Source organism: Acidovorax sp. GW458-11-26-14-TSB4 (assembly GCF_059423865.1).
The window spans coordinates 57,205-81,794 of the sequence record NZ_JBWKYR010000014.1 but is presented as its reverse complement, the minus strand read 5'-3'; the positions used below and the strand labels follow the sequence as shown (position 1 = coordinate 81,794).

The 24,590-nt window shown below is 69.0% G+C and carries 24 protein-coding genes; 19 read left to right on the top strand and 5 right to left on the bottom strand.

All coding sequences use genetic code 11. The features are described 5' to 3' along the window. Positions 1-37 precede the first annotated feature (37 nt). The 8 genes from AC07X5_RS23685 to AC07X5_RS23650 all read left to right on the top strand — a co-directional run bounded on the left by AC07X5_RS23685 (position 38) and on the right by AC07X5_RS23650 (position 6,948). On the top strand, positions 38-895 hold the full coding sequence (locus tag AC07X5_RS23685; RefSeq protein WP_494772102.1) for a branched-chain amino acid ABC transporter permease: 858 nt from the start codon (positions 38-40) through the stop codon (positions 893-895). An 8-nt stretch (positions 896-903) separates the two neighbouring features. Further along, complete coding sequence (locus AC07X5_RS23680; RefSeq protein ID WP_494772101.1) at positions 904-1,905, top strand: branched-chain amino acid ABC transporter permease; 1,002 nt, start codon at positions 904-906, stop codon at positions 1,903-1,905. Continuing rightward, positions 1,902-2,660, top strand: a complete 759-nt coding sequence (locus tag AC07X5_RS23675; RefSeq protein WP_494772100.1) for an ABC transporter ATP-binding protein — start codon at positions 1,902-1,904, stop codon at positions 2,658-2,660. The genes AC07X5_RS23680 and AC07X5_RS23675 overlap by 4 nt, the downstream gene beginning before the upstream one ends. 5 nt (positions 2,661-2,665) lie before the next feature. Beyond that, entirely contained in the window at positions 2,666-3,382 is a 717-nt protein-coding gene (locus AC07X5_RS23670; RefSeq protein ID WP_494772099.1) for an ABC transporter ATP-binding protein, read from the top strand. A gap of 29 nt (positions 3,383-3,411) precedes the next feature. Continuing rightward, a complete protein-coding gene (locus AC07X5_RS23665; RefSeq protein ID WP_494772098.1) occupies positions 3,412-3,969 on the top strand; it encodes a MarR family winged helix-turn-helix transcriptional regulator in 558 nt (185 codons plus the stop codon). A gap of 25 nt (positions 3,970-3,994) precedes the next feature. Continuing rightward, on the top strand, positions 3,995-4,954 hold the full coding sequence (locus AC07X5_RS23660; protein ID WP_494772097.1) for a PDR/VanB family oxidoreductase: 960 nt from the start codon (positions 3,995-3,997) through the stop codon (positions 4,952-4,954). 43 nt (positions 4,955-4,997) lie between these two features. Then, the gene (locus AC07X5_RS23655) at positions 4,998-6,113 is read left to right on the top strand and encodes a Rieske 2Fe-2S domain-containing protein (protein WP_494772096.1); all 1,116 of its coding nucleotides are present in this window, start codon (positions 4,998-5,000) and stop codon (positions 6,111-6,113) included. 418 nt (positions 6,114-6,531) lie between these two features. Continuing rightward, a complete protein-coding gene (locus AC07X5_RS23650; RefSeq protein WP_494772154.1) occupies positions 6,532-6,948 on the top strand; it encodes a GNAT family N-acetyltransferase in 417 nt (138 codons plus the stop codon). Between the two features lie 40 nt (positions 6,949-6,988). On the opposite strand, the gene AC07X5_RS23645 is transcribed toward AC07X5_RS23650, so the two are convergent. After that, positions 6,989-7,381 (bottom strand): hypothetical protein, encoded by a 393-nt coding sequence (locus tag AC07X5_RS23645; RefSeq protein WP_494772095.1) that lies wholly within the window; start codon positions 7,379-7,381, stop codon positions 6,989-6,991. A gap of 73 nt (positions 7,382-7,454) precedes the next feature. Then, positions 7,455-9,182 (bottom strand): hypothetical protein, encoded by a 1,728-nt coding sequence (locus AC07X5_RS23640; RefSeq protein WP_494772094.1) that lies wholly within the window; start codon positions 9,180-9,182, stop codon positions 7,455-7,457. 121 nt (positions 9,183-9,303) lie between these two features. Between AC07X5_RS23640 and AC07X5_RS23635 the strand changes: the two genes are divergently transcribed. After that, positions 9,304-9,771: a VOC family protein gene (locus AC07X5_RS23635; protein WP_494772093.1), complete on the top strand. Its 468-nt coding sequence runs from the start codon at positions 9,304-9,306 to the stop codon at positions 9,769-9,771. 18 nt (positions 9,772-9,789) lie between these two features. On the opposite strand, the gene AC07X5_RS23630 is transcribed toward AC07X5_RS23635, so the two are convergent. After that, the gene (locus tag AC07X5_RS23630; RefSeq protein ID WP_494772092.1) at positions 9,790-10,230 is read right to left on the bottom strand and encodes a GNAT family N-acetyltransferase; all 441 of its coding nucleotides are present in this window, start codon (positions 10,228-10,230) and stop codon (positions 9,790-9,792) included. A 23-nt stretch (positions 10,231-10,253) separates the two neighbouring features. Further along, positions 10,254-11,153: a LysR family transcriptional regulator gene (locus AC07X5_RS23625; protein WP_494772153.1), complete on the bottom strand. Its 900-nt coding sequence runs from the start codon at positions 11,151-11,153 to the stop codon at positions 10,254-10,256. 113 nt (positions 11,154-11,266) lie between these two features. Between AC07X5_RS23625 and AC07X5_RS23620 the strand changes: the two genes are divergently transcribed. The 5 genes from AC07X5_RS23620 to AC07X5_RS23600 all read left to right on the top strand — a co-directional run bounded on the left by AC07X5_RS23620 (position 11,267) and on the right by AC07X5_RS23600 (position 15,898). Then, positions 11,267-12,262 carry a tripartite tricarboxylate transporter substrate binding protein gene (locus AC07X5_RS23620; RefSeq protein ID WP_494772091.1) on the top strand — a complete coding sequence of 332 codons (996 nt, stop codon included), beginning with the start codon at positions 11,267-11,269 and terminating at the stop codon, positions 12,260-12,262. Between the two features lie 17 nt (positions 12,263-12,279). Continuing rightward, positions 12,280-13,185, top strand: a complete 906-nt coding sequence (locus AC07X5_RS23615) for an alpha/beta fold hydrolase (RefSeq protein ID WP_494772090.1) — start codon at positions 12,280-12,282, stop codon at positions 13,183-13,185. A 31-nt stretch (positions 13,186-13,216) separates the two neighbouring features. Beyond that, positions 13,217-14,632 carry a 3-isopropylmalate dehydratase large subunit gene (leuC, locus tag AC07X5_RS23610; protein ID WP_494772089.1) on the top strand — a complete coding sequence of 472 codons (1,416 nt, stop codon included), beginning with the start codon at positions 13,217-13,219 and terminating at the stop codon, positions 14,630-14,632. After that, positions 14,629-15,279, top strand: coding sequence for a 3-isopropylmalate dehydratase small subunit (gene leuD / locus AC07X5_RS23605; protein ID WP_494772088.1), 651 nt, complete (start codon positions 14,629-14,631; stop codon positions 15,277-15,279). The genes leuC and leuD overlap by 4 nt, the downstream gene beginning before the upstream one ends. Before the next feature lie 73 nt (positions 15,280-15,352). Further along, a complete protein-coding gene (locus tag AC07X5_RS23600) occupies positions 15,353-15,898 on the top strand; it encodes a YcxB family protein (RefSeq protein ID WP_494772087.1) in 546 nt (181 codons plus the stop codon). 21 nt (positions 15,899-15,919) lie between these two features. Here AC07X5_RS23600 and AC07X5_RS23595 read toward each other — a convergent pair whose 3' ends face one another. Continuing rightward, positions 15,920-17,626 (bottom strand): hypothetical protein, encoded by a 1,707-nt coding sequence (locus tag AC07X5_RS23595; protein ID WP_494772086.1) that lies wholly within the window; start codon positions 17,624-17,626, stop codon positions 15,920-15,922. 195 nt (positions 17,627-17,821) lie between these two features. Here AC07X5_RS23595 and AC07X5_RS23590 point away from each other — a divergent pair, with 195 nt between their 5' ends. From AC07X5_RS23590 to AC07X5_RS23570, 5 genes are all read left to right on the top strand, one after another. Further along, a complete protein-coding gene (locus AC07X5_RS23590; protein ID WP_494772085.1) occupies positions 17,822-19,420 on the top strand; it encodes an EAL domain-containing protein in 1,599 nt (532 codons plus the stop codon). A gap of 123 nt (positions 19,421-19,543) precedes the next feature. Beyond that, on the top strand, positions 19,544-20,398 hold the full coding sequence (locus tag AC07X5_RS23585; RefSeq protein ID WP_494772084.1) for a hypothetical protein: 855 nt from the start codon (positions 19,544-19,546) through the stop codon (positions 20,396-20,398). Positions 20,399-20,422: 24 nt separating this feature from the next. Further along, positions 20,423-20,908 carry a hypothetical protein gene (locus AC07X5_RS23580; RefSeq protein WP_494772083.1) on the top strand — a complete coding sequence of 162 codons (486 nt, stop codon included), beginning with the start codon at positions 20,423-20,425 and terminating at the stop codon, positions 20,906-20,908. A gap of 164 nt (positions 20,909-21,072) precedes the next feature. Then, the gene (locus AC07X5_RS23575) at positions 21,073-22,332 is read left to right on the top strand and encodes a hypothetical protein (RefSeq protein ID WP_494772082.1); all 1,260 of its coding nucleotides are present in this window, start codon (positions 21,073-21,075) and stop codon (positions 22,330-22,332) included. After that, complete coding sequence (locus AC07X5_RS23570; RefSeq protein WP_494772081.1) at positions 22,329-24,566, top strand: ATP-binding protein; 2,238 nt, start codon at positions 22,329-22,331, stop codon at positions 24,564-24,566. The genes AC07X5_RS23575 and AC07X5_RS23570 overlap by 4 nt, the downstream gene beginning before the upstream one ends. Positions 24,567-24,590: the final 24 nt, after the last annotated feature.

Here is a 24,590-nt window from a genome sequence, read left to right as displayed (position 1 = left end):
CACGCACCCCCAGGTCTGCACTGAAGTCGCTGCCATCGTGAACACCTTTTTCAACATCCTCATCGACGGGCTGGCCTACGGCATGGTGCTGTTCGTCATTGCCGTGGGCCTGTCGGTCACGCTCGGGCTGATGCGCTTCGTCAACCTCAGCCATGGCGCCTTTGCCATGGTGGGTGGGTATTGCGCGGCCTGGCTCACCCGCGAGGCGCAGTGGAGCTTCTGGCTGGCCGTGCCCCTGGCGATCGGCGCCACCGCGCTGCTGGGTGCCGTGCTCGAATCGCTGGTGCTGCGCCATCTGTACCGCCGCAAGGAGCTGGACCAGGTGCTCTTCACCATCGGCCTGAGCTTCGTGCTGATTGCCGCCACCAACGCCATCGCCGGCCCCCAGGTGCAACTGATCGTGCTGCCCCCGGTGCTGGCCGGCTCGGTGGACCTGGGCTTTCGCACGCTGCCGGCGCAGCGCCTGCTGGTCATCGGCGCCGGGCTGGCCGTGGCGGCCGCTGCCGCGTGGACGGTGACGCGCACCCGCTTCGGCGTGTGGCTGCGCGCGGCGGTGGACCACAGCGGCACCGCATCCACCCTGGGCATCCCGATCCGCACCGTGCAGTGCGCCAGTTTTGCCGCGGGGGCCGCGCTGGCCGGCTTCGGCGGCATCCTGGGGGCCGAACTCATGCCGCTGGAGCCGTACTACGCCCTCAAGTACCTGGTGCTCGTGCTCGTGGTGGTGGCCGTGGGCGGCATGGGCAGCATCGCGGGCTCGCTCGCCGCCGCCGTGCTGCTGGGCACCATCGAGACGGCCAGCCGCTACCTGGCGTCCGAGTGGGGCAGCCTGTTCTTCTTTGTCGCCATGGCCGTGCTGCTGGCCTGGCGCCCCAATGGTCTCCTGAAGCGATGAACACCACCATGACTCCTGTGCAAGTCGCCGCTGCCGTGGCTGCGCCCGCGCAGCCTGCCCAGGCGGCACCGCGCTGTGCGCCGCCCTGGCGCGCTCCTTTGCTGCTGCTGGTTGCGGGCCTGGCGGCCTGCGCCGTGTTGCCCGACCAACTGGGGCTCATCACGCGCATCTTCATCACCGGCCTGTTCGTGCTCTCGCTCGGCCTGGTGGTCGGCGTGGCGGGGCTGGCCACACTGGGCCATGCGGCGCTGTTCGGCCTGGGGGCCTATGCGGCCGGCATCTTCGCGCTGCATGTGCATGCCGACCCGCTCCTGGGCCTGGCCGTGGGCATGGCGGCGGGGGGGCTGCTGGCGCTGCTGTCCGGTGCCTTCCTGCTGCGCTACGAGGGCTTCACCTTCCTCATGCTGACGGTGGCGGTCTCGCAGATCGTGCTCAACCTGGTGCAGAAGGCGCGCGACTGGACGGGCGGGGACGATGGCCTGTCGGGCTACGCCATGGCGCCGCTCCTGGGCCGCTTCGCCTTCGACCTGGAGGGCAAGGTGGCCGCCGTGTACGCGCTGGTGGTGCTGGTGCTCCTGCTCTATGGTGCGCAGCGCCTGGTGCAGTCCCCCTTCGGCCTGGCCGTGCGCGGCATCCACGAGAACCGGGCCCGCATGGCCGCCCTGGGCACGCCCGTGTTCCGCCGCCTGTGGCTGCTGTACACGGTGGCCGGTGCGCTGGCCGGTGCGGCGGGGGCCCTGTCGGCGCAGGTCAATGCCGTCGTCGGCACCGACAGCCTGTCGTTCGCGCTCTCGGCCGAGGCGCTGGTCATGCTCATCCTGGGCGGGGCAGGGCAGCTCACCGGTGCGCTGGTGGGGGCCACCGTGTTCACGCTGCTGCACCACACGGCGGCGTCCATCAACCCCTACCACTGGCTCTTCGTGGTCGGCGGCCTGCTGATGCTGGTGGTGCTGGTGCCGCCCGCGAAGGCCTGGGCCTGGCTGCGCCGGCGTGCTGGAGGTTCGCGATGAGCAGCACGACTACCCCCGATACCCTGCTCGACGTGAAAGCGCTGGACAAGCGCTTTGGCGGGCTGCATGTCACGCGCAATGTGTCCTTCCACCTGCGGGCGGGCGACCGGCTGGCGCTGATAGGCCCCAACGGTGCGGGCAAGACCACGCTGGTCAACCAGGTCAGCGGCGTGCTGGAACCCAGTGCTGGCCAGATCTGGCTGCGCGGTGCCGACGTCACCCGCACCAGCCAGGCCCAGCGCGTGCGCGCCGGGCTGGCCCGCACCTTCCAGATCACCACGCTGGCGCCGCACTTTCCGGTGCAGCGCCAGGTGGAACTGGCGCTGTTCGAGCGCGAGGGCCTCACCGGGCGCCTGTGGCGCAGCATGGATGCCTACCCCGCGCTGCAGGCCGAGGCCCAGGACATCCTGGCCCGCTTCGGCCTGCGCGCCCATGCCGCCACAGCCACGCAAGACCTGGCCTATGGCGAACAGCGCCTGGTCGAGATGGCGCTGGCCCTGGCCCTGCGGCCCCGGGTGTTGCTGCTCGATGAGCCCATGGCCGGTGTGCCCAAGGGCGATGGCGCCCGCCTGCTGGCCGCGCTGGATGCGCTGCCCGCCGACCTGGCCGTGCTCATCATCGAGCACGACATGGACCTGGTGTTCCGCTTCGCCACGCGCATCCTGGTGCTGGCCGAAGGCGCCGTGCTGGCCGACGGCACACCTGACGAGATCCGCCGCGACCCGCGCGTGCGCGCCGCCTACCTGGGAAATTGAGCACCATGAACGCATCCCCTGTACTTCGCCTGCAGAACGTGGTGGCCGGCTATGGCCCCACCACCGTGCTGGATGGCCTGTCCTTCGATGTCCATGCTGGCGAGCGCCTGGCCATGCTCGGCCGCAACGGCGTGGGCAAGACCACAGCACTGCGCGCCGTGATGGGCCTGGTGCCCTTGCGCAGCGGCGGCCTGCATTTCGGGGGGCAGGACATCGCCGCCCTGCAGCCGCACCAGCGCGCCGAACTGGGCCTGGGCTATGTTCCGCAGACGCGCGACATCTTCCCCTCGCTGACGGTGGAGGAGAACCTGCTGGCCGGCCTCAAGCGCCGCCCCCGCAGCGCGCTCGACGAGGCCTACGCCCTGTTCCCCCGCCTGGCCGAGCGCCGGCGCAATGGCGGTACCCAGTTATCGGGCGGCGAGCAGCAGATGCTGTCGGTGGCGCGCGCGCTGCTGGGCCGGCCCACGCTGCTGCTGCTCGACGAACCGCTGGAGGGCCTGGCCCCGCTGATCCGCCAGGAACTGCTGCGCGCGTTCGCCCACATGGCGCAGCAGACGGGCATCGCCACCATCATCGTGGAGCAGCAGGTGGACGAAGCCCTGCGCTACGCCCAGCGCGCCGTGGTGCTGGACCATGGCACGGTGGTGCATGAAGCCGGCGCCGCCGAACTGCTGCAAGACGAAGCTACGCTAGAGCGTTGGGTGGGCATGGCCGTCCACTGACAACCCTCTTACTCCGTATTGAATCGACTATGACCAAAAAGAAAGCCAGCAAGCCTTCCGACGTGCAGCTCCCCGACGCGCAGAGCGTGGTGGACCTGGAGCGCTACGTACCGGCCTACCTGACCTGGATCGCCAACAAGCTCTCGCGCGGGGCCTCGCAGCACTACCTGGAAATTTTCGACGTGGGCATCGAGACCTGGCGCTGCCTGGTGCTGCTGGCCATCGAGGGTTCCATCTCGGCCCAGCAGGTGTCCAAGGTGATCGGCATGGACAAGGGCTCGGTGAGCCGCTGTTTCAAGGGCATGCAGGAGCGCGGGCTGATCACCACCGAGCTGGACAAGACCGATGGCCGTCTGCGCATCGCCGTGCTCACACCCGAAGGCCGCGCGCTGCACGGCCAGATCATGGGCATGGCGCTGGAGCGCGAGCGCGCCTTCCTGTCCGTGCTGGACCAGGGTGAAGTGGACCTGCTGCTGAGCATGCTGCGCCGCCTGCACGAGAACCTGCCCGCGGTGGATGCCGCCACGCAGGATTACGCGGAAAAGCATTTCCCCCAGGCTGCTGGCAAGCGCAAGGCCAGCGACTGACACCACCCTGAGACCCATTCCCGCCATGAAAGCCATGCAAGTCACCGTGCGCAGCCGGCGCACCGAAGCCGAGGGCATCTGCAGCTTCGAGCTGGTACACCCCGAGGGGCTGGCCCTGCCGGCCTTCACGGCCGGTGCCCACATCGACGTGCATGTCGCCCCGGGCCTGGTGCGCCAGTACTCCCTGTGCAACCACCCGGGGGAGGGTGACCACTACCGCATTGCCGTGCTGCGCGAGCCGGCCTCGCGCGGTGGTTCCCTGGGCATGCACGAGCAGGTGCAGGCGGGCCAGGCGCTCACCATCAGCGCGCCGCGCAACCACTTCGGGCTGGCGCCCGGTGCGCGCCGCAGCCTGCTGCTGGCCGGCGGCATCGGCATCACCCCCATCTGGGCCATGGCGCAGGCGCTCCATGCAACGGGCGCGGACTTTGCCTTGCACTACTGTGGCCGGGCGGCGGCACGCATGGCCTTTGTGGATGAAATGGCCCGGGCCCCGTTCGGCCCCCAGATACAGGTGCATGCCGACGACGGGCCCGAGGCCCGGCGCTTCGATGCGGACCGGCTGCTCGCCCACCCCGAGGCCGGCACGCACCTGTATGTGTGCGGCCCGGCCGGCTTCATGAACCATGTGCTCGACACCGCGCGCCGCCACGGCTGGCCCGAGGTGCAGTTGCATCGCGAATTCTTTGCCGGCACCACTACGGCGCAGGCCTGTGATGGCGGCTTCGGCGTGCGCCTGGCCCGCTCCGGGCAGACGCTTCAGGTGCCTGCGGACAAGAGCGTGCTCGAAGTGCTCGTGGCCGGCGGCATCGATGTGCCGTACTCCTGCGAGTCCGGCGTCTGCGGCACCTGCCTGACCCGGGTGCTCGAAGGTGTGGTGGACCACCGCGACACCTTCCTGACAGAAGCGGAAAGGGCCGCCAACGACCAGTTCACCCCCTGCTGCTCCCGAGCGCTCTCACCGCTGCTGGTGCTGGATCTCTGAGCAGCGCCTGACCACCATCCCCGAAGACAAGAGGAGACACCCCATGACCACTGCCACCTGCATTCCCTTGAGCAAGATCAAGTCCAAGCCATCGGCGGGCACCGCGGCGCCCGATCCCGCGCGTTTTCCGCTGGACCAGTGGTACGTGGCCGGCTTCTCCTCCGAGCTGGTGGACAAGCCCATTGCGCGCACCTTCCTGGGCCAGAAGGTGGTGCTGTTCCGCACCGGGGCCGGGCAGGTGGCCGCGCTGGAAGACCGCTGCTGCCACCGTTCGCTGCCGCTGTCCTGCGGCACGGTGGAGGGGGGCGGCGTGCGCTGCGGCTACCACGGCATGCTGTATGCGCCCAGCGGCCAGTGCATCGAGATACCGGGCCAGGAGCGCATCCCGTCCAAGGCCAGGGTCCGGGCCTACCACGTGCTCGAGAAGCACCAGATCGTCTGGATCTGGATGCCCGTGGCCGAAGGCACCGTGCCCACCAAGGCCCCGCCGGACTACCCCTACCACGACGACCCGCGCTACAAGTTCGGCAGCGGCAACTACCACTACAACGCCCCCTGGCAGCTCATCCACGACAACCTGCTGGACCTGAGCCACCTGGGCTATGTGCACCTGCAGACCATCGGCGGCAATGCGCGCCTGCACATGAATGCCGAGATGAAGGTCACCTCCGAGGGCGAACGGGTCAAGGTCGTGCGCCTCATGCCCGGATCCACGCCGCCCCCCACCTACAAGGCCGCCTGGCCTTTCGGCGATACCTGCGACCGCTGGCAGGAGATCGAGTTCGACGTGAGCCACCTGCGCATCTGGACCGGCGCGGTGGAGCCCGGCACCGATGCCATCGACGACCCGGAGCGGGGGGGCTTCCACATGCGCGGCTTCCATGGCATCACCCCCGAGACCGATGACACCTGCCACTACTTCTGGAGCATGTCGAGCACCAGGCACCCCGACATGCCCGACAACATCGAGGCCGTGATCCAGCAGACCGCCTTCACCTTCGACGAAGACCGCGTGGTGATCGAAGCGCAATACCGCAACATGCAGCAGTTCGGCGAGCGCGCCACCTGGACCGACATCCATGTGGACGTGGGTGGCAACCGGGCGCGGCGCGTCGTGGCGAAATTGCTCGAGCAACAGCAGCAGGCCCCGGGCACATAGCGTGGCAACGCAAGAACCTGGAGGGCAGGGCGCAGCGTCTGGCTAAGATGCGCCCCTTTCCGTCCTTGCCTGTGCCCCATGAACATCGCCCAAGCCACCCCGCCAGATCTGGACGCAGTCGTCTCCATTCTGTACTAGGGCCTGTCAACACTGTTTTCGGGGTCGCGAAGGCCCTTGCCGGTGTGCCGATCTAGGCGCGCGACGCCGCGTGTGCCCTTGCACACGCAAGGAACGCAACGACGAGTGGCGCGCCGGCAAGGGCCTTCCCTTCGGGTTGCCCGGCCTGGGGGCCGTCTGCGGCGTTGCCCGCGCTTGCAAGGTGCACACCTTGCTGCGCACGGGCGCCTTGCATCCAGCCCCCAGGCCAGGCAACGCGATCCCCGAAAACAGTGTTGACAGGCCCTAAGCCGCACAGTGACTGCAGGCCGATGGCCGGCCCCTGTGGTCCGCCGCAGACCTGGACCCCGAACGCATAGGGCGCGAGGTCCGGGCCGGTGCCTACTGGGTGGCCCTGCCTGGGACTGGTGCGGTCGCCGGTGTCATGCGCCTGGACCTGGAAGACCCGCACTACTGGCCCGAGATCGCCCTGGGCAGTTCCGTCTACCTGCACAAGCTGGCAGTGCGCCGTGCCTGGGCGGGGCAGGGCGTGTCAACCGCCTTGCTGCGCTTTGCGCGCGAGCGCACACAGGCCCTGCAGCGGTCCTGGCTGCGCCTGGATTGCGTTGCGGACCGCCAGGGGCTGCGATCGCTGTACGAAGGCTTCGGGTTCGCGCTGCACAGCGAGGTCTCCAAAGGGAACTGGTCGCTGGCGCGGTACGAGCTGGCGGTAGGGTGAATGTGCTCAGGTCTGTCGAGCCAGGTATACGTCGCAGTAGTCACTGTGCTGGCTCACCGTTGGCATAGCTGTCCACTTGGTTCAGTGCCACTTCCGCATACAGCCGCCAGGGGCAGATGGATGAAAAGGACCGTAGAGTGGCAACGGCCTGGGGCAGATTCTGTTCTTTAACCAGATCATCTGCGCGTATCAAGGCCTCCATGAGCGAGCGGTTCCATGCGCGATCGTTTTGCCGCAAGCGCAGAACCGCATCTGCGAACTCCATGCCAGCGAGCCCAGGGGGCAGAGGGTAGTCGGGCAACTGGGCTGCCACAAACGCCTGTATGGCTGCAAGGTTGGTTTCGGTGGCCTGCGCCGCAAGCACTTTGCGATCCAGCGAGGCCAATTGGCGATACCACTCCCATTGAAGCTCGCGCGCTTTTTCAGAGTTCATGGCGTGCAATCCTGTGGCAAACATCCGCAGCGTACACCACCGTACGCGATGCGTGAGTTTCCGCAGCCAGTCGCTACACGGATCCCAACTCCCCAAGCACCATCCCATTCCACTCCCGCAGCGTCCGCTGCTTCTCCTCGGACGACAGCTCCTTGGCCTCCTCGCGCCGCAGCATCTGCTGGAGCAGCGGCAGGAGGTCGGTCTGCCTGGACTGCTGCTGCAGGGGCTCCTCCACCGTGTCCACCACCTTGTTGAACTCCACCATGATGGTGCGCAGCGACTGCGAAGCGGTCTGGCTGATCAGGGCGCGCACGGGCTTGTCCTTGTCGTAGGCCAGTTCCATGCGGGTGCTGCTGTGGTCCTCGACCTGGGTGTAGTAGTAGTTCTGGGTGGACGAATCGGAGCTGAGGTCGGGCTCGCGCTTGGTGCGCAGCGAACGGTGGTAGCCGGCGATCAGGTCGGAGGTCTGCGTCTGCGTGATGGCGCGGCTGGCGGCCGAGCCGCCCGAGATCTGGGTCGACTGGCCGACACGGTAGTCGAAGATGTCGATCTCATTGGTACGGCGTGGGTTGACGGCGCGGCGGTTGGTCACGATGGACGCGTTGAAGTCCGCCAGGCCCGTGAGCAGGCTGTGGTCCTCTTCGCTGAAGGCGTCGGCATCGCTGGTGATGTCGGCGGGCCGCACCCGGTCCAGGCCGCTGGCGGCCTTGTCGGTGGCGCCATAGCCGCCATGCAGGGCCGCAAAGGACGACTTGAACAAATCCACCAGCTCCTGGTTGCCGTTGCCGCGCTCGGCCGCCTTGTCCACGCGGCTGAGGTACTGCTGCACGGCCCGGGCCTTCTGCTCGGCGCTGCCCCAGATGGCGCTCTGGCGCAGGTCGGTCTTCACGGTCGCCGTGCCCTTCAGGGTCTTGAGCTCGATCTCGCGACTGTCGGCATTGACCGTGAAGCGCGTGCCCAGCACCATGGCGCGCTCGCCCTTGTCGTTCAGTCCATAGACTTCGGCCTTGAGCTCCACCTTGGTCAGCAGCTTGCTGTCGGCCTTCATCAGGCCTTCGAGGTTGAGCAGCGGTGGATCGCGCGTCAGCCCCTCCAGGGCCTCGTCGAAGCCTTTTGCCAGAGACTGCAGGGCTTCCTTCTCCTGGGGCGTCAGGTCACCCTCGACCTCGATTTGCACGGCGATGCCCGAGCCCGTGGCGCTGGGCAGCCTCTGGTCCTCGATGGACAGGCGCACCGTGGCGCCCGACTGGGTCTTGATGCTCAGCTCCGTGCGCGCGCTGGGCTGGAATTTGATGGCCCAGAGCGCTTCGGTCGCCTTGCCCTGGATGCGGTCGGGCGAGTAGGCCGCGCCGATGTTCACCACCGTCTGCTTGTAGCCGGTGCCGGTGCTGGCCACCTGCTCCAGCAGGGCCGAGCCCAGCCCGGCAAGGCGGGCCTGCTCGCTGGTGGCACCTGCGTTGCGGCCCAGCACCTGGTCCACGGCGGTCTTGGCGCCGGGCGGCTGCTCCCACACCTGCATGCGACCGGACACGGACTGAACCTGGGCCAGCGCCTCGTAGGTGAGGTCGACCGAACCCAGGCCCGAGGGCGCCTGGGTGACGTACAGGAAGCGGCTGTCGCCCGATGCCGCAGGGGGAATGGCCACGGGCGCCGAGGCGGTGAACGTTGTCGTCGCCGTGATGGTCGCTGCGCTGGCGGCCGGGGCGGGCGAGGTGGTCGGCGCCGTGGAGGCCTTGATCGTCGCGTTCAGGGTACCGAGGGCGGCGGCCGGGGGCGAAGAGAGGCTGGTGACTGCGCTCATTTCTGGTTCTTGGTCTGTTGATGCGGTTCCGGTGGTTATCGGCAGGGCTTGAGAAAACTGAAGGACCCGACCTGTGCGAAGCTCTGCATCCTCGACAAACAATGGGGAGTGATGGCAAGCCATGGACCTGAAATTCAGCCACGTCGATGTTCTGGTGGGCAACCTGGAAGAGGCCTGTTCCTACTACGCGCGGGTCTTCAGCGCGCGAGTCTCCAGGACCCTGGTATGGGAGCGCGGCGGCCTGCATGTGCGCTATGCCGTGGTGATGTTTGGGTCGGAGCGCTTCATGCTCGTGCAGCCCGTCGCCGGCAATCTCAAGGAGCTGATGGACACCCAGGGCGAGGGCACGATCTACCGCCACTGCTACTCCACCCCTGACATCGAGGCCGCCTATGACGAACTGGTGGCGGCCGGTGTGCAGCCCGAGGACGAGAACGGCAATCGCCTGGACCGCGATGGGCTGCGCTCGCCCAGTGGTACCCGCATCCTGTGGCTGCCCAAACGCTTCGGCAACTTTTCGATCGAGCTGTTGGAGGCGCAGGAGCTTGAGCGCTTCATCAAGGAATTGTTTGCGGGCAGCACCCCATAGCGCCTCTCCCTGCGGCACTCAGGGCCGGGCAATGAATGCCTGCTTGCCCTGCCGGTCGAACCCGGCAGATTCATAGAACCGCAGAGTCGCTTCGTCCTTGCGCCCGGTCATCAGCATCACCTTGTAGCAGCCCTGGGCCCAGGCGAATGCCAGTGCATCCTGCAGCACGGCCCGCGCATGGCCGCGCCCGCGGTGGTCGGCATGGGTCACCACGTTCTCGATCAACCCGTAAGGGCGGCCACCGCGCGTGAGGTTGGGGATCACGGTGATGGTGCAGCTGGAGACCAATTGGTCGCCCACATAGACGCCCAGGTAGCGGTAGCGCTTGCTGCCCTGCAGTTCGATCCATATGTTTGCCAGGGCTTCGCCATCGGGCGGCGGCTCATCATCGGCATGCAGGTGGGCATAGAGTGACAGCAGCTGCGGGAGCTCGGATCGTGCGATGGGGCGGATCTCCATGCCCGCATTCTTGCATCCACGGCTCAAGCCACCCGCCGCCCGCCAAACCACTCCCCCAGAAAATCCGCCAACGCCCGCGTCTTGGCCGACAGATCGCTCTTGGTCGGGTAGACCAGCGTCACATCGGCGGCGGGCAGGGCCCAGGCCGGCAGCACGGGGCGAAGGCGGCCTGACTCCAGGTACGCCGCCACATCCCAGTGCGAGCGCATCAACACCCCATGCCCGTCCAGCGCCCAGGTGGTGGCGGCGGCACCGTCGTTGGTGCTGAGCATGCCGCGCACCTTCACGGTCTCCTGCCGGCCGCCCTGGTGCAGGTGCCAGGTGCCATAGGTCTCGTCGCTCTCGCGGATCACGATGCAGCGGTGCGCCAGCAGGTCGGCGGGCTGTGCAGGCTCGCCCGCTTCGGCCAGGTAGGCGGGCGATGCGCACAGCACGCGCCGGTTGGCCATCAGCCGCCGGGCGGTGAGGCGCGAGTCGGGCAGGTCGCCAAAGCGCACGGCGGCGTCGAAGCCCTGCTCCACCAGGTTCACGGGGCGGTCGGTCAGGTGCAGCTGTACCTCCACCTCGGGGTAGGCGCGCGCAAAGGCCGAGAGGGCGGGGGCGATGTGCACCCGGCCGAAGCCCAGCGTGGCCGCCAGCTTGATCAGGCCGCGCGGCGAGCTGCGCGCGCCGGCCACGGTGCGCTCCAGCGCTTCCAGGTCGCCGAGGATGCGCGCGCCGTCCAGCAGGTAGGTCTCGCCCTCGGGCGTGAGGTGGATGCGCCGCGTGGTGCGGTGCAGCAGGCGCACGCCCAGCCGGTGCTCCAGCTGGGCCAGGCGCCGGCTGACCGCAGGCGGGGTGATGCCCATCTGCTGCGCGGCCGCGGCCAGGCTGCCTTCCTTCATGAGCAGGGCAAAAAAGCGCAGATCGGAGAAGCCGTCCATGGAAGAGTTATTCATGCGTTGAAATTATGAATGAAGTAATTTCAACGCTATTTATGGCTTTGAACATCACCCATAAGATTCCATCCACAACAAATACCGCAGGAGACATATCCATGACGACGCGTTCCCTTCCCCGCCGCCGCCTGGCCACCGCCGCCGTGGCAGCCGCCACACTGGCCTTGCTGGCGCCATCCCTCGCCACGGCCCAGGCCGCCTACCCCAATAAGGCCATCAAGCTCGTCGTGCCCTATGCGCCGGGCGGCAGCGCCGACATCGCGGCGCGCCTCATCACCGATGAATGGGGCAAGGCTCTGGGCGGCTCGCTGTTCATCGAGAACAAGGGTGGGGCAGGGGGCAACATCGGCGTGGACATGGTCGCCAAGGCGCAGCCCGACGGCTACACCATCGGCCTGCAGACCGTGTCGCTGGCCATCAACCCCGGCCTCACGGCCCGGATGCCCTACGACACCCTGAAGGACCTGGCACCCATCGGCATGGTGGCCAGCTCCCAGCACGTACTGGTGGTCAACAACGCGCTGCCGGCCAAGAACCTCAAGGAACTCATCGCGCTGCTCAAGGCCAAGCCGGGCCAGTACTCCTACGGCTCGGCCGGTGCTGGCAGCACCTTCCACATGTCGGCCGAGCTGTTCAAGGCCGTGGCCGGCACGCCCATCGTGCATATCCCCTACCGCGGCGGCGGCCCGGCCATGATCGACACCATGTCGGGCCAGGTGGCACTGAGCTTTCCGGTGCTGTCGGCAGCGCAGCCGCATGTGCAGGCCGGCAAGCTGCGTGCGCTGGGCGTCACGGGCACCAGGCGCTCGCCCCTGATGCCCGATGTGCCCACCATTGCCGAGGCGGGCCTGCCCGGCTACGCGTTCGAAACCTGGTTCATCGTGTTCGCGCCGGCTGGCACGCCCAAGCCGGTCATCGACAAGCTCAACACCGCGCTGAACCAGGCACTCAACACCCCCGCGCTCAAGGAGCGCATGGCCAAGGACGGCTTCGATCCCCTCCCATCGACCCCCGAGCAGGCCCGTGCACGGCTTGAGAAGGAGATGCCGCAGTGGGCCAGGCTCATCAAGGAGCGCGGCATCACGGCCGAATAGAACACGCCAACGACACCATGACCACGACGACCCCGCTTTTCCCCGGCTTCACTCCCTACCGCGTGCCCACGCCCGACGGCCAGCACATCCATGCGCTGGTGGGCGGCGAAGGCCCGCCTTTGCTGCTGCTGCACGGCCACCCGCAGACCTCGGCCATCTGGCACAAGGTGGCGCCCGTGCTGGCCCGGCATTTCACGCTGGTGCTGGCGGACCTGCGGGGCTATGGCGATTCCGCGAAACCTGCCGGCGATGCCGAGCATGCGCTCTACAGCAAGCGCACCATGGCCGCCGACATGCTGGCCGTGATGCAGCACCTGGGCCACCCACGCTTCACCGTGCTGGCCCACGACCGCGGCGCGCGCGTGGCGCACCGCCTGGCGGCCGACCACCCGGCGGCCGTGCAGCGCATGGTGCTGCTGGACATCGCGCCCACCCTGGCCATGTACGAGCAGACCAGCAACGCCTTTGCGCGTGCCTACTGGCACTGGTTCTTTTTGATCCAGCCTGCGCCGCTGCCCGAGCGCCTGATCGAAGCCGACCCCGCCGCCTACGTGCGCGACGTGATGGGCCGGCGCAGCGCGGGCCTGGCCCCGTTCGACCCGCGCGCCCTGGCCGAGTACGAGCGCTGCCTGGCCTTGCCCGGCACGGCCCACGGCATCTGCGAGGACTACCGCGCCGCCGCCGGCATCGACCTGGTGCACGACCGCGCCGACCGCGACGCGGGCCGCCAATTGCCCATGCCGCTCCTGGCCCTGTGGGGCGCGCAGGGCGTGGTGCACCAGTGCTTCCAGCCGCTCGCCGAGTGGCAGCGCGTGGCCACCGACGTGCGCGGCCATGCGCTGCCCTGCGGCCACTACATCGCCGAGGAGGCGCCCGAGGCGCTGCTCGACGCGGCGCTGCCCTTCCTGCTGGCCGGCCGATGAACAGAACAACGGATACAACCCCACGATCACCATGACCACCCCCACGACGCTCTACCAGAAGCTGGTGGCTTCGCACACCGTGGCCGTTCTGGACGAACAGAACGTGCTGCTGTTCTGCGACCTGCACCTGATGAACGAATACACCAGCCCCCAGGCCTTTGCCGGCCTGCACGAGGCCGGGCGCGGCGTGCCCGTGCCGGGGCAGAACGTGGCGGTGGTGAGCCACATCATCCCCACGCACCCGGTGCGCTGGCGCACCATCCAGGACCCGCCTTCGGCCCTGCAGGCCAGCAACCTCAAGGCCAACTGCGACCGCCACCAGATCCCGCTGTTCGACACCAACGACCCGCTGCAGGGCATCGAGCACGTGATCGCGCCCGAGCACGGCATGGTGCGCCCGGGCATGGTCATCATCTGCGGCGACAGCCACACCACCACCTACGGGGCGCTGGGTGCCCTGGGCTTCGGCATCGGCACGTCCGAGGTGGAGCATGTGCTGGCCACCCAGACCCTGGTCTACCGCCTGGCCAAGGACATGCGCATCCGCGTGGACGGCACGCTGCCCACGGGCACCACGGCCAAGGACCTGATCCTCCTGGTCATCAGCCGCATCGGCGCCCAAGGCGCGCGCGGCTTTGTGGTGGAGTTCTGCGGCAGCGCCATTGAAGCCCTGTCGGTGGAGGCGCGCTTCACCCTGTGCAACATGGCCGTGGAAGCGGGCGCGCGCGGCGCGCTGATCGCGCCCGATGCCACGGCCATCGACTATGTGCTGGCCAAGGCGCCCGACATCACCGGCGAGGTCCGTACGCAGGCCCTGGCCCACTGGGCCACGCTGCACAGCGACGCGGGCGCCGTGTTCGATGTGGAGCATGGGTTCGACGCCAGCGAGGTGGCCCCCTTCGTCACCTGGGGCACCAGCCCTGACCAGGCCATGGCCATCGACGCCACCGTGCCCCGGCCCGAGGACATCGCCGACGCCGTGCAGCGCAGCAGCGCCGAGCAGGCCCTGCGCTACACCGCGCTGGCGGCGGGCCAGCCGCTGGCGGGTGTGCCGGTGCAGCATGTGTTCATCGGCTCATGCACCAACGCCCGCATCGAAGACCTGCGCGAGGTGGATCGCATTGTCGGCAGCCGCCACGTGGCCAGCGGCGTGCGCGCCATGGTGGTGCCCGGCTCGGGCGCCGTGAAGACCCAGGCCGAGGCCGAGGGCATCGCCGCGCGCCTGGTGGCCGCGGGCTTCGAATGGCGCCAGCCCGGCTGCTCTATGTGCCTGGCCATGAACGACGACGTGCTGGCCCCCGGCCAGCGCTGCGCCTCCACCACCAACCGCAATTTCGAGGGCCGCCAGGGCAGGGGGGCCATCACCCACCTGATGAGCCCGGCCATGGCTGCTGCCGCCGCCGTCACCGGCCGCATCACCGATGTCAGGACGCTGGAGCCCGCATGACCACCACAACCCATGCCATCGTGCGCGGCCAGGCGGCCCTGCTCGATATCGCCAACCTCGACACCGACCAGATCATGCCCAAGCAGTTCCTGCGCGGCATCGACAAATCGGGCCTGGCACCCGGCCTGCTGTACGACCTGCGTTTTGACGGTTCGGGCCAGCCGCGGCCGGATTTCATGCTCAACCAGCCGGCCTTTGCCGGCACCAACGTGCTGCTGGCCGGCAGCAACTACGGCTGCGGCTCCAGCCGCGAGCATGCCGTGTGGGGCATGCAGCAGTACGGCTTCAGGGCTGTGGTGGCATCGAGCTTTGGCGAGATCTTCTACTCCAATGCCATGAACAACCGCCTGCTGCTGGCCATGGTCAGCGAGGCCGACGCCCAGGCCTTCATGCAGGAAGCTCGTTCCACCAGTGGCCCGCTGGCCATCGAGATCGACGTGGAGCAGCGCCAGGTGCGCACGGCGGGGCACAGCGCACCGTTCACCATCTCCGAGCGGCACCGGCGCATGTTCCTCGACGGGCTGGACGTGATCGGCGCCTCGCTGACCTACCGCGAGCAGATCGACGCCTTTGCAGAGCGGCACTGGGCGGCGCAGCCCTGGGTGAGGGACGTGGCGCGGCGCACGCGGGAGCGGCTCGGAACATAGTGCCGCTGGCCTGCCGTGGGATCACACGTGCTGGGGCCCCTATAGTCGGGATGTGCCCACACTACTCTCTCCCATGCAACCATTCACCCTGAACCGCAGCGATTTCGCCGAACTCCAGAAGCGCATCACAGCCAACGCCAAGGCGCAGTTGCGCCGCAAGGCCGGAGCGACAGCCACATCCTCGGCCACCTGGAGCCAGATCGTCGGTAAGGCCGTGGTCTGGTTTGCGTTGGCACTGTCGGTCTTTACGCTTCTACGCTGGGCGGATTCCATGCCCCGCGCAGGCACTTACGTGGCCGTGGCGGGCGCTGGCGCTGTGCTGGGCCTTGCAGCTTTCTGGGCATTGGCCATTGCAGGGGCGGGCAGGTTGCGCGAGGCCATGATCGCCGATGATGGCTGGTTTCTCTCGCCGCAGTCCATAGAGGTGCGCGAGGACTGCATCGAGCAACGTTCCAAGGCGGCGACAACACAGTGGCATTGGGCCGGCTTCATAAAACGCGAGGAGAGCGCGACGCTGGTCTTTCTCTTTCTGGACCACGCCGTGTGCCTGGTTGTTCCCAAGGCCATCCTGACAACCGATACCCAGGCCCTTATCGAACAGCGCGTGCCGCTGGGTTGACCAGGGCTGGGTTCAACGGGGCTAGACTCCGAACACCTTGAGCACCGAGTCCGCCAACCCTTCCAGCCACCGCCCCGGGCCGCCCTGGTGCTTGCGCGGGTGGGGCAGCTCCTCGTACACGCAGAAGCCCCGTTCGCCGCTGAAGGAGTCGTTGAGCAAGGCCTGCTTGCCGCGCAGGTAGGCGATGAAGGTCTCGCACCGGCGTGTGGAATAGCCCAGGTTGGCATTGAAGCCAATGGTGGCCGCCTGGCTGATGGCGCGGCCGGCATCGGCCGGCTCCACGCGCACGCCCCGGCAGCCCTGCACGACGAGCCGCGCCGGCCCGTGGAAGGCCAGGTAGCGCAGCTGCAGCGTGAGCCAGGCATGCAGGCTGCCCAGGCGCCAGTGCGAGCTGATGCGCACCGGCACGCCGCGCGGCTGCAGCACGCCCACCAGGTTGTGCGGCTGCATCACCAGGGCCGCGCCGGCCGGCAGCACCAGCACGCCGACTTCGCTGTGCGCGTCCTGCGTGGCCGATATCACGTAGGTCGCGGGCGCACCATCGCTGCGGATGCGGGTGAGCGCCACCATGCCCGATGCCAGGCTGGTCAGCGGGTAGCGCGGGTTCAGCAGCCAGCAGGTGTCGGTGCGCCCCGCGGTGGCGGCGCTCTGCAGAAAGTCCGGCTGCACCAGCAGCTCGTGCCCGGCATCCACCACCACCTCGCGCGAGACCGCGGCATGGCCCGACTCCAGCGCCACTTCGCCCAGGGTGCCCGGCAGCAGTTGCACCGGCGGGCGCCGCGCGGCCAGCGGCGCCAGCACGAAGTAGAACAGCAGCTTGATGGCAAGCGGCGTGAGCATGGCGCCCAGCAGGATCAGCAGGGCCGTGGGCATGACCTCCAGCACCGGCCCCGACAGCTGGGCGAACCAGTTGCCCTCGCGCAGCGCCTGCAGCTCGGCCTGCCGCGCGCGCAGCGGTGCCAGCAAGGCCTGCACCTCCGCCAGATCCGGTGAAAACGCCGCCAATGGCGGCAGCGGCACTGCTTGCTGCTGCTGCACCAGCGCCAGCTGGCGCTGGTAGTCTGCCTGGGCGCGCCGGTTGTCCTCCAGCAGCCGGGCCTGCAGCGTGCGCAGTTCGGCGCACTGCCGGTACTCGGCCGTGCCCAGGCCCAGCCGGCAGGCCAGGGGGTGGCCTTGCTCCAGCGCCTCGCGCTCGCGCCGGGCCGCCTGCCACTGGGTGTACAGGCCCTCGTGAACCAGGCGCAGGCGCTCCAGCTCGGCCCGGCGTGCCTGGCCTGACTGGGTGGCCAGCAGGCGCAGCCGCAGCTCCTGCAGGTGCTTGCGCTCGGCCTGCAGCAGATGGATCTGGGCGTCCAGCCGCATGCCTGCCAGCTGGTGGTCCAGGATGGGCTGGCCGCGCAGCACCGGGCCGAGGGCGCTGGCCCGCTGGCGCTCGATCTGCAGTCGCCGCGTCTCCTGGTCCAGCGCCTCGATGCGCGCGTCCAGGGCATCGAGCGACGCAGCCGCAAGGCCGGCCACGCGGCCGCGGCTGGCGGCGGCCAGTGCATCCACCTCGTGCGCGATGCGCTGGTCGGCCGCGGCCAGCTGCGCCAGCTCGGCCCGGGACGCCTGGTGCGCCTGCCACTCGGCCCAGCCCCAGCGGCCCAGCAGCAGCACCGCGCAGATCAGCGCGAAGGACAGCAGGTGGCGCAGCACAAAGCGGGCGATTGCCGCGGCAAGGGAGGTCAAGAAGCGGGGCCTTTCAGAGCGCAGGGGCCGAAGCCGCCACAATAGCATCTGCGCCTGCCCCACACTGTGGGACCGCGCCGGGTTGCGCTGCACTGCATTGCCCGTGCCATCCTGGCATGCCATAGTAGTATCCGCAGGGCCGTGCGGGTGGGGCCGCGGCGGCGGGCCCGATCACAAGAACACAAGGGAGTTGCATTGCGGCGTATCCAGACACGGCTGGCAGTGCTGTACGGCGTCGGCCTGCTGGCGGTGCTCCTGCCCATCATTGCCGCCGTGCTGCTGGCCGAGCGCCGCAGCTTCGAGCAGCAGCGCGACCGCGCGAGCCGCCTGGCCAGCGAAATCCTGTACCGCTCGCACAAGGTCACCGACCAGATGGCGGCGGTGTTCCGGGAGCTGAACGCGGTCCAGGGTATCGACCCCTGCGACGACGCCAACCTCGACCGCATGCGCAAGCTGGTGGTGCAGTACAACCTGCTGATCGACATCGGTTACGTCGCGGGAGGGCAGTTGCGCTGCTCCTCCTTCGGGCACAGCGGCTACCCCGTGGGGGCGCCGAGCTACCGCAGCGCCCTGGGCTATGACGTGCGCACACGCTTCGAGCACCCGTTGCTCACCGGCTCCCAGCTGGTGATGACCACCAATCCCACGACGGGCTATTCCGTCCTGGTGCACAAGGATTCCGCGCTCGACGTGGCACCCGCCGAGGACCGGCTGTCCTACGGTGTCATCGGCGTGAAAAGCCGCACTGCCGTGGCCCACCACGGGGTCTTTGATCCCGTCTGGCTGGACAGGCTGGGCGATGCCCCCGACACCAGCATCTTCGACGGGGAGCGCATCATCGGCTGGAAGCGCTCCGACCGCTACGACCTGGCCGCCTACGTGGCCATTCCGCGCACCGAGATCGAACACGACTCCAGCCGGGCCCTGCTGGTGCTGCTGCCCGTGGGCATTGGCGCCGGGCTGTTGCTGGCGCTGGTGGTGGCGCAGTTGGTGCGGTTGCAGCGCACGCTGTCCACGGCGTTGCGCGACGCGCTCAAGAACGACGAGCTGTTCCTGGTCTACCAGCCCATCGTGGACCTGGCCAGCGGCCGCTGGGTGGGCGCCGAGGCATTGCTGCGCTGGCGCAGCGCCAGCGGTACCCTGGTCAGCCCCGACGTCTTCATCCCCGAGGCCGAGCGCAGCCAACTGATAGAGCGCGTGACGGCGCGCGTGGTGCAGTTGCTGGTGCAGGACGCGGGCGAGCTGCTGCGCGAGCGGCCGAACTTCCACATCGCCATCAACCTCTCGGCCCAGGACTTCGGCAACCCGGCGCTGCCCGACCATCTGCGCAGCGCCTGCGCGCAGATGCGGGTGCCCCCGGCCAGCCTGCACATCGAGGCCACGGAGCGCGTGTTCCTCGACCTGGGCCAGGCCCGCAAAACGGTGGCCGCCCTGCGCGCGCAGGGACATGTGGTGTCCATCGACGACTTCGGCACGGGCTACTCCAGCCTGTCCTACCTGACCGAGTTCGAGCTCGACTGCCTGAAGATAGACAAGTGCTTTGTCAGCACCATCGGCACGCAGGCCGTGACGCGCAACGTCATCGGGCACATCATCGAGATGGCCAAGTCGCTGCAGCTGCGCATGATCGCCGAGGGCGTGGAAACCCAGGAGCAGGCCGACTACCTGCGCGCGCACGGGGTGGAGTCCGCCCAGGGCTGGCTGTTCGCCCGGCCCATGGACATGCAGCAACTGGCGCAGTCCCTGCGCAGCCAGCAGGCCGGCGCGGGTGGCGCGGGTGGCGCGGCAGGGTAGCCCAGGCTGCGGTTGACGCGGCGTCAAGCAGCCCCCGCGTCCCGATGGACAAGGCTGCGGGGCCGCACGGTGCGGGGCGGGGCAAGAATCAAGGCCATTGCAACCCGCACCGGCCCACCCCCCATGTCCCAGAACGCCCACACCCTGCACCTGTTCTTCGAAGACCCGATCCGGCTCAAATACGCCCAGTTGGTGTACCAGTACATCGCCGAAGGCAACACCGCCGAGGCCGAGCGCTGGGCCGGCAAGCTGGGCGCCGCTCTGGCGGACCTGTGGAATGCCGAGTGGTTCAACCAGCAGGTCACGGCCGCGCCCGGCTACCTGCAGCTCAACTTCGATACCGGCACCAGCGACCCGCTGCCGCTGTCGCCCCTGGGCGCGCTGTTCGGCCACGGCCTGCAGGCCGCGGTGCTCGACGTGTTCTACGACCAGGTCGGTGAAACCCAGCGCATGTACTTCGACAAGGGACAGTGGGTGCCGCGCCAGTACTTCCTGGCGCTGTACCCACACCTGCAGTCCATTGTCGAGCCTGCGCACGACCCGGACGACGGCGACGAGCCCGGCGAACGCGCCGCGGCCGATGCCCACGACCCGCCCAAGCCCCAGTCCGTGGGCCGCCTGATCAAGGACGAGGCCAAAAAGCGCAAGGAAGCCCAGGAGGCCGCCGAGGCCTTCGTGGAGATCGCCAAGGCCATGGGCAAGAACGGCGTCAAGAACACCATGGACGGCGTCATCGGCGTGGTGCTGCTGGGCTCGGCGCTCAAGGGCCTGCTGCACGCGGCGGTCTTCGCCGTGGTCACCGTGCTGCTGTTCAAGGGCCTGTGGCTGTGGCTGGGTCTGGGCCTGGTGCTGGCCGTGGCGCTGCCGCTGTACTACGCGGCGCGCACGCACCGCGAAATCAAGGGCGATGGCGACGATGAAGACGAAGGCGATGACAACGGCCCCGCGGTTGGCGAGCCGGCCCATGCAACCCGCTGATAGCAGACGACAGGAAACGACGACATGCTGACACAGATCGAATGGTGGGGCGGGGTGATCTTCGTGCTGGGCGCGCTGGCCTACCGGCTGGTGCTGGGCGCGCTCGAACCGGGCGAGGCCTCCGGCTGGTACCGCTGGCTGATGCGCCTGTTCTTCGTGCTGCCGGGCGCCTTGCTGGCCGGGTATTTCTATCCACTGGAACGCACCGGGCTGCAGTACGCCTACCTGGCCGGGCTGGCACTGGCGCTGCTTGCCGTGGCCTGGGTACTGGTGCAGGAAGTCACGGGCGACGCAGAACCGGACGAGGACGAGAACAAGGCCGCCAAGGCCGGGAGGGAGGGAGAAGAAGGGGAAGAGGAAAAGCAGAAAAAGCAGGGGGAGGGCGATGAGGACGGCGAGCCTGGCTGGCTGATGAGCATCGTGGGCGTGGCCCTGCTGTACAGCCCGGTGCTGGCCGCATGCGGCCTGGCCTGCCACAAGGCATGGCCCATGCTGCAAAGGCTGGTGTGACGGCCGCCGCTGTCCCGCTGACCATTGCGGGGTGCGGCGGCCGCTCGATGCCCCCGCTTTTTGGCCGCCGAGGGGGCCGGCGCAGGAGACAATGCCTCCTGGAGGCCTCGGCCTCTTTTTGCTGTCCTGCGTCCACCTTCCAACCGGCTTGCCGCCTTCCATCCATGGCCCACGATTCGTTCCCGGAGCTTCTGTCCCTCTACATGCGCCGCATCCGCGCCAGCGCCTCGGGGGTGGCCACCGAGATCGGCCTGAGCCGCGAAGCCGTGAACAACTGGCGCAACGGCATGTCGGCGCCCAATGCCCGCTCACGCGAGAAACTGGTGGCCTGCACGCGCTACCTGCGCCTGACCGAGGCCGAGGCCAACCGCCTGCTCAGCGCCGCCGGCTTTGCGCCCGAGTTTCCGCTGCAGGCCGAGGTGGAGCTGCTGCCTGCGGCTGCGCCCGGCGTTGCCGCCCCGGCGCATGGCGACCAGCCCTTTGCCGCCTTCCAGGCGCGGTTGTTCGCCCAGCTCGCCCAAGCCATGCCGTACCCCATTTCCATGCTGCTGTCGCCCGCGCACTGGGGGCAGCCGCCGTTCCGGCCCGAGCTGCTGCAGCGCGCGCGCCAGCACTACGGCGCCGCCTCGGTGCTGCACATCCAGCCGCCTTACAGCGTGAGCACGGCGCCCACCGAGTACTTTGCCGCCATCGGCCGCCAGTGCGGGCTGGGCGAGGTGCAGTCGGACTACGAATTCGAATCCGCGCTGGAGCGGCGGCTGCTGGCCGGCGAGCGCCTGTTCTGCCTGGTCAGCCGCTTCGAGCAGGGCACGCCGGCGCTGCGCGAAACCCTGGCCGGCATTTTGCGCAGCCTGAGCGAGATGCACAGCGGCCGCCTGCACCTGCTGCTGTGCGGCGGCGAAGCGCTGGCCGACCTCAAGTACCGCAGCGGCGACATGTCGCTGCTCAACATCGCCCAGGTCAACCACTGGCCCGAGCCCACGCTGGAGGATTTCGCCATCCTCGCGCGCCAGCGCTGGCCCGGCCACGACTGGCCGACGGCCGTGCTCTCGCACCTGCTGGACGCCAGCGGCGGCCACCCCGCGCTGTTCGAGGAAGGACTGCAGTGGCTGGTGGAGCAGGGCATCAACACCACCCAGGCCGCATCGGCCGCGCTGCGCACGCACCTGGCCGGCAGCCCGCGCCTGTGGCAGACCTTTTTGCCGCTGGCGCACCCGGGTGCGGCCAGCGACCGCCTGCGCAGCCTGCTGCAGGCCGATGACCTGGGCCGCGCGCGCCCCTACCTGCAGGACGACGACCTGCGCCGCCTGTTCTGGGGCAACCTGGTGCACGTGCGCGGCAGCGGCGATGCGGCCCGCCTGCACTGGCGCTGCGACACCGTGCGCCATGCGGGCCGCATGGTGCTGGAGGCGGCATCTTCATGATCGAGCAACTGAGGTCCTGGATCACCTGGCCGGTGGCGCGGGCGCTGCTCATCGCCACGGCCACGCTGTTCATCGGCAGCGCGCTGCTCACGCCGCATCTGAACCCGGCCACCCGCGGGTCGGTGCGTACCTACGAGGCCATCGGCCCGGTGTGGGGCGAGCTGGTGCAGTGGCGCGTGGCCATGGTGCAGGCCAGCCAGGAGCTGGGCCACTGGCCGCCGGACATCCAGAAGTACGCGCCTCAGATACCCTTTCCCAAGCTGCGCGTCACCTCGCCGGGGCCGCTGCGCCTGCAGGCCGATGTCATCAACGACCCGGCGCTCGGCCACCTGGCCGGCACCCAGGTGCTGCTGCACATGACGCCCGACATGTACCACTGGACCTGCCGTCCCGGCAAGCCGCCCATGCCTGCGGGCGCACTGCCCATCAGCTGCGCCGCCGGCCCCGAGAGCCAGGACAGCCAGGACGGCAAGGGCGACGACATGGACCCCGAGGCCGTGCGCCAAAGCCGCATCGCCGCCGTGGAAGCGGCCGACCCATTCTCCGGGCTGCGCAGCCTCATCAAGTGGTGCGCGCTGATCTTCGTTGGCGGTGCCGTGGTCTGGGTGCTGCGCCACCCGCTGATCGGCCCCGCCCAACTGCGCCCCGAGAAGCTGCTGCGCACCCCCGTCTCGCGCCTGCCGCGCATCGACCAGCTGCTGCGCACCGTGGGCCGGCTGCGCGCCACGCTGGAAGCCGCCGAGATCCGCACGCGCGACTGGCAAAGCGCCGTGCAGTTCGCGCACGACGATGCGGCCGACCAGTCCATGGTGCTGGCCGAGCGCGTGTCCGCCCGCAGCCAGCCCGCGCGCGACTGGGCGCTGCCCGGCGCGGTGTTCGAATGGCAGTTCCCGCCCGACCTGCCGGTCTCGCTCGACCGCTGCCTGCTCTACGTGCCCACGCCGGGGCTCGACGAAGCCACCGTGCTGCGCCAGTTGCGCGCCGCGCAGACCGGCACCGACGTGCTGCTCATCCTGTGCGACCACGATGCCGAAAACCCCTGGCCCCTGCTGCGCGCCCACACCGACGACGGCGCCAACCTGCACGTGATGGTGGACAGCGCCAGCCAGACCGAGTGGCTGCTGGCGCGCGAACCGCTGCAGGTGCTGCTGCGCCTGCTGGCGGCCCAGTTGCGCGTGACGCGCATCTCGCCCTACCAGACCCGGGGCGGGGTGACGCGCGAAGGCGCCTTCTTCGGGCGTGAGCAATTGCTGGCCCGCGTGGTCAACCGCGAGCCCGCCAACTACCTGGTGGTGGGCGGGCGCCAGCTGGGCAAGAGCAGCCTGCTCAAGGCCGTGCAGCGCCGCCTGCAGGGCCACCCGCAGATCGTCTGCCACTACGTCTCGCTGCGCGACCACCGGCTGTCGCCGCGCATGGCGCTGCAGTTCGGCCTGCCGGCCGACACTTCGCTCGAAGCCATCGTGGACCACCTGCAGGCCCAGTACACCGGCAAGCGCCTGTACCTGCTGATCGACGAGGCCGACCTGTTCTTCCGCGACGAGTCCAACAACGGCTACCACCAGCTGTCCACCCTGCGCTCGCTCAGCGAAGAGGGGCGCTGCTGGTTCATGCTGGCCGGCTTCTGGGACCTGTATGCCACGGCCGTGCTCGACTACCAGAGCCCGCTGCGCAACTTCGGCGAGGTGCTGGCCATTGGCGGGCTGGAACGCCCGGCCTGCAAGGCCCTGGCCACCGAGCCGCTGCGCCGCCTGCGCCTGGGCTTTGGCGGCGATGCGCTGGTCGAGCGCTTGGTGGACGCCAGCGGCCTGCGCGCCAACCTGGTCGCCATCCTCTGCCAGGAATGCCTGGAAGCGCTGCAGCCCGGGGAGCGCGTGATCGAAAAGCGCCACCTCGACCAGGCCCTGGCCTCCCAGCCCGTGCAGGACGCCCTGGCCGGCTGGGGCCGCCTCTCGCCCGACGATGCCGCCTGCCGCCTCGACCGCGTGGTGGTCTACCACGTCGCCCAGCAGGGCGAGACCAGCCTGGTCGCGCTGGCCGGCCTGCTGCAGGGCCATGGCGTGCAGGCCGACGCCCAGGCCCTGCGCCAGTCGCTGGCGCGCCTGCAACTGGCCTGGGTGCTGCGCCGCGACGGGGGCACCTACAGCTTTGCCATCCCGCTCATGACGGCGCAGTTCGAGCCCAGCGAGGTCGAGCTGCTGCTGCACCAGGAGCTGGCGGTGATGGCCAGATCCTGACCAGGCCTTCTCTTTTTTTCTGAC

Bases quoted from the DNA above. Each gene is read 5' to 3' on its own strand.
- AC07X5_RS23680 (WP_494772101.1), top strand. From the start codon at position 904: ATGACTCCTGTGCAAGTCGCCGCTGCCGTGGCTGCGCCCGCGCAGCCT.
- AC07X5_RS23675 (WP_494772100.1), top strand. From the start codon at position 1,902: ATGAGCAGCACGACTACCCCCGATACCCTGCTCGACGTGAAAGCGCTG.
- AC07X5_RS23670 (WP_494772099.1), top strand. From the start codon at position 2,666: ATGAACGCATCCCCTGTACTTCGCCTGCAGAACGTGGTGGCCGGCTAT.
- AC07X5_RS23665 (WP_494772098.1), top strand. From the start codon at position 3,412: ATGACCAAAAAGAAAGCCAGCAAGCCTTCCGACGTGCAGCTCCCCGAC.
- AC07X5_RS23660 (WP_494772097.1), top strand. From the start codon at position 3,995: ATGAAAGCCATGCAAGTCACCGTGCGCAGCCGGCGCACCGAAGCCGAG.
- AC07X5_RS23655 (WP_494772096.1), top strand. From the start codon at position 4,998: ATGACCACTGCCACCTGCATTCCCTTGAGCAAGATCAAGTCCAAGCCA.
- AC07X5_RS23645 (WP_494772095.1), bottom strand. From the start codon at position 7,381: ATGAACTCTGAAAAAGCGCGCGAGCTTCAATGGGAGTGGTATCGCCAA.
- AC07X5_RS23640 (WP_494772094.1), bottom strand. From the start codon at position 9,182: ATGAGCGCAGTCACCAGCCTCTCTTCGCCCCCGGCCGCCGCCCTCGGT.
- AC07X5_RS23635 (WP_494772093.1), top strand. From the start codon at position 9,304: ATGGACCTGAAATTCAGCCACGTCGATGTTCTGGTGGGCAACCTGGAA.
- AC07X5_RS23630 (WP_494772092.1), bottom strand. From the start codon at position 10,230: ATGGAGATCCGCCCCATCGCACGATCCGAGCTCCCGCAGCTGCTGTCA.
- AC07X5_RS23625 (WP_494772153.1), bottom strand. From the start codon at position 11,153: ATGGACGGCTTCTCCGATCTGCGCTTTTTTGCCCTGCTCATGAAGGAA.
- AC07X5_RS23620 (WP_494772091.1), top strand. From the start codon at position 11,267: ATGACGACGCGTTCCCTTCCCCGCCGCCGCCTGGCCACCGCCGCCGTG.
- AC07X5_RS23615 (WP_494772090.1), top strand. From the start codon at position 12,280: ATGACCACGACGACCCCGCTTTTCCCCGGCTTCACTCCCTACCGCGTG.
- leuC (WP_494772089.1), top strand. From the start codon at position 13,217: ATGACCACCCCCACGACGCTCTACCAGAAGCTGGTGGCTTCGCACACC.
- leuD (WP_494772088.1), top strand. From the start codon at position 14,629: ATGACCACCACAACCCATGCCATCGTGCGCGGCCAGGCGGCCCTGCTC.
- AC07X5_RS23600 (WP_494772087.1), top strand. From the start codon at position 15,353: ATGCAACCATTCACCCTGAACCGCAGCGATTTCGCCGAACTCCAGAAG.
- AC07X5_RS23585 (WP_494772084.1), top strand. From the start codon at position 19,544: ATGTCCCAGAACGCCCACACCCTGCACCTGTTCTTCGAAGACCCGATC.
- AC07X5_RS23580 (WP_494772083.1), top strand. From the start codon at position 20,423: ATGCTGACACAGATCGAATGGTGGGGCGGGGTGATCTTCGTGCTGGGC.
- AC07X5_RS23575 (WP_494772082.1), top strand. From the start codon at position 21,073: ATGGCCCACGATTCGTTCCCGGAGCTTCTGTCCCTCTACATGCGCCGC.
- AC07X5_RS23570 (WP_494772081.1), top strand. From the start codon at position 22,329: ATGATCGAGCAACTGAGGTCCTGGATCACCTGGCCGGTGGCGCGGGCG.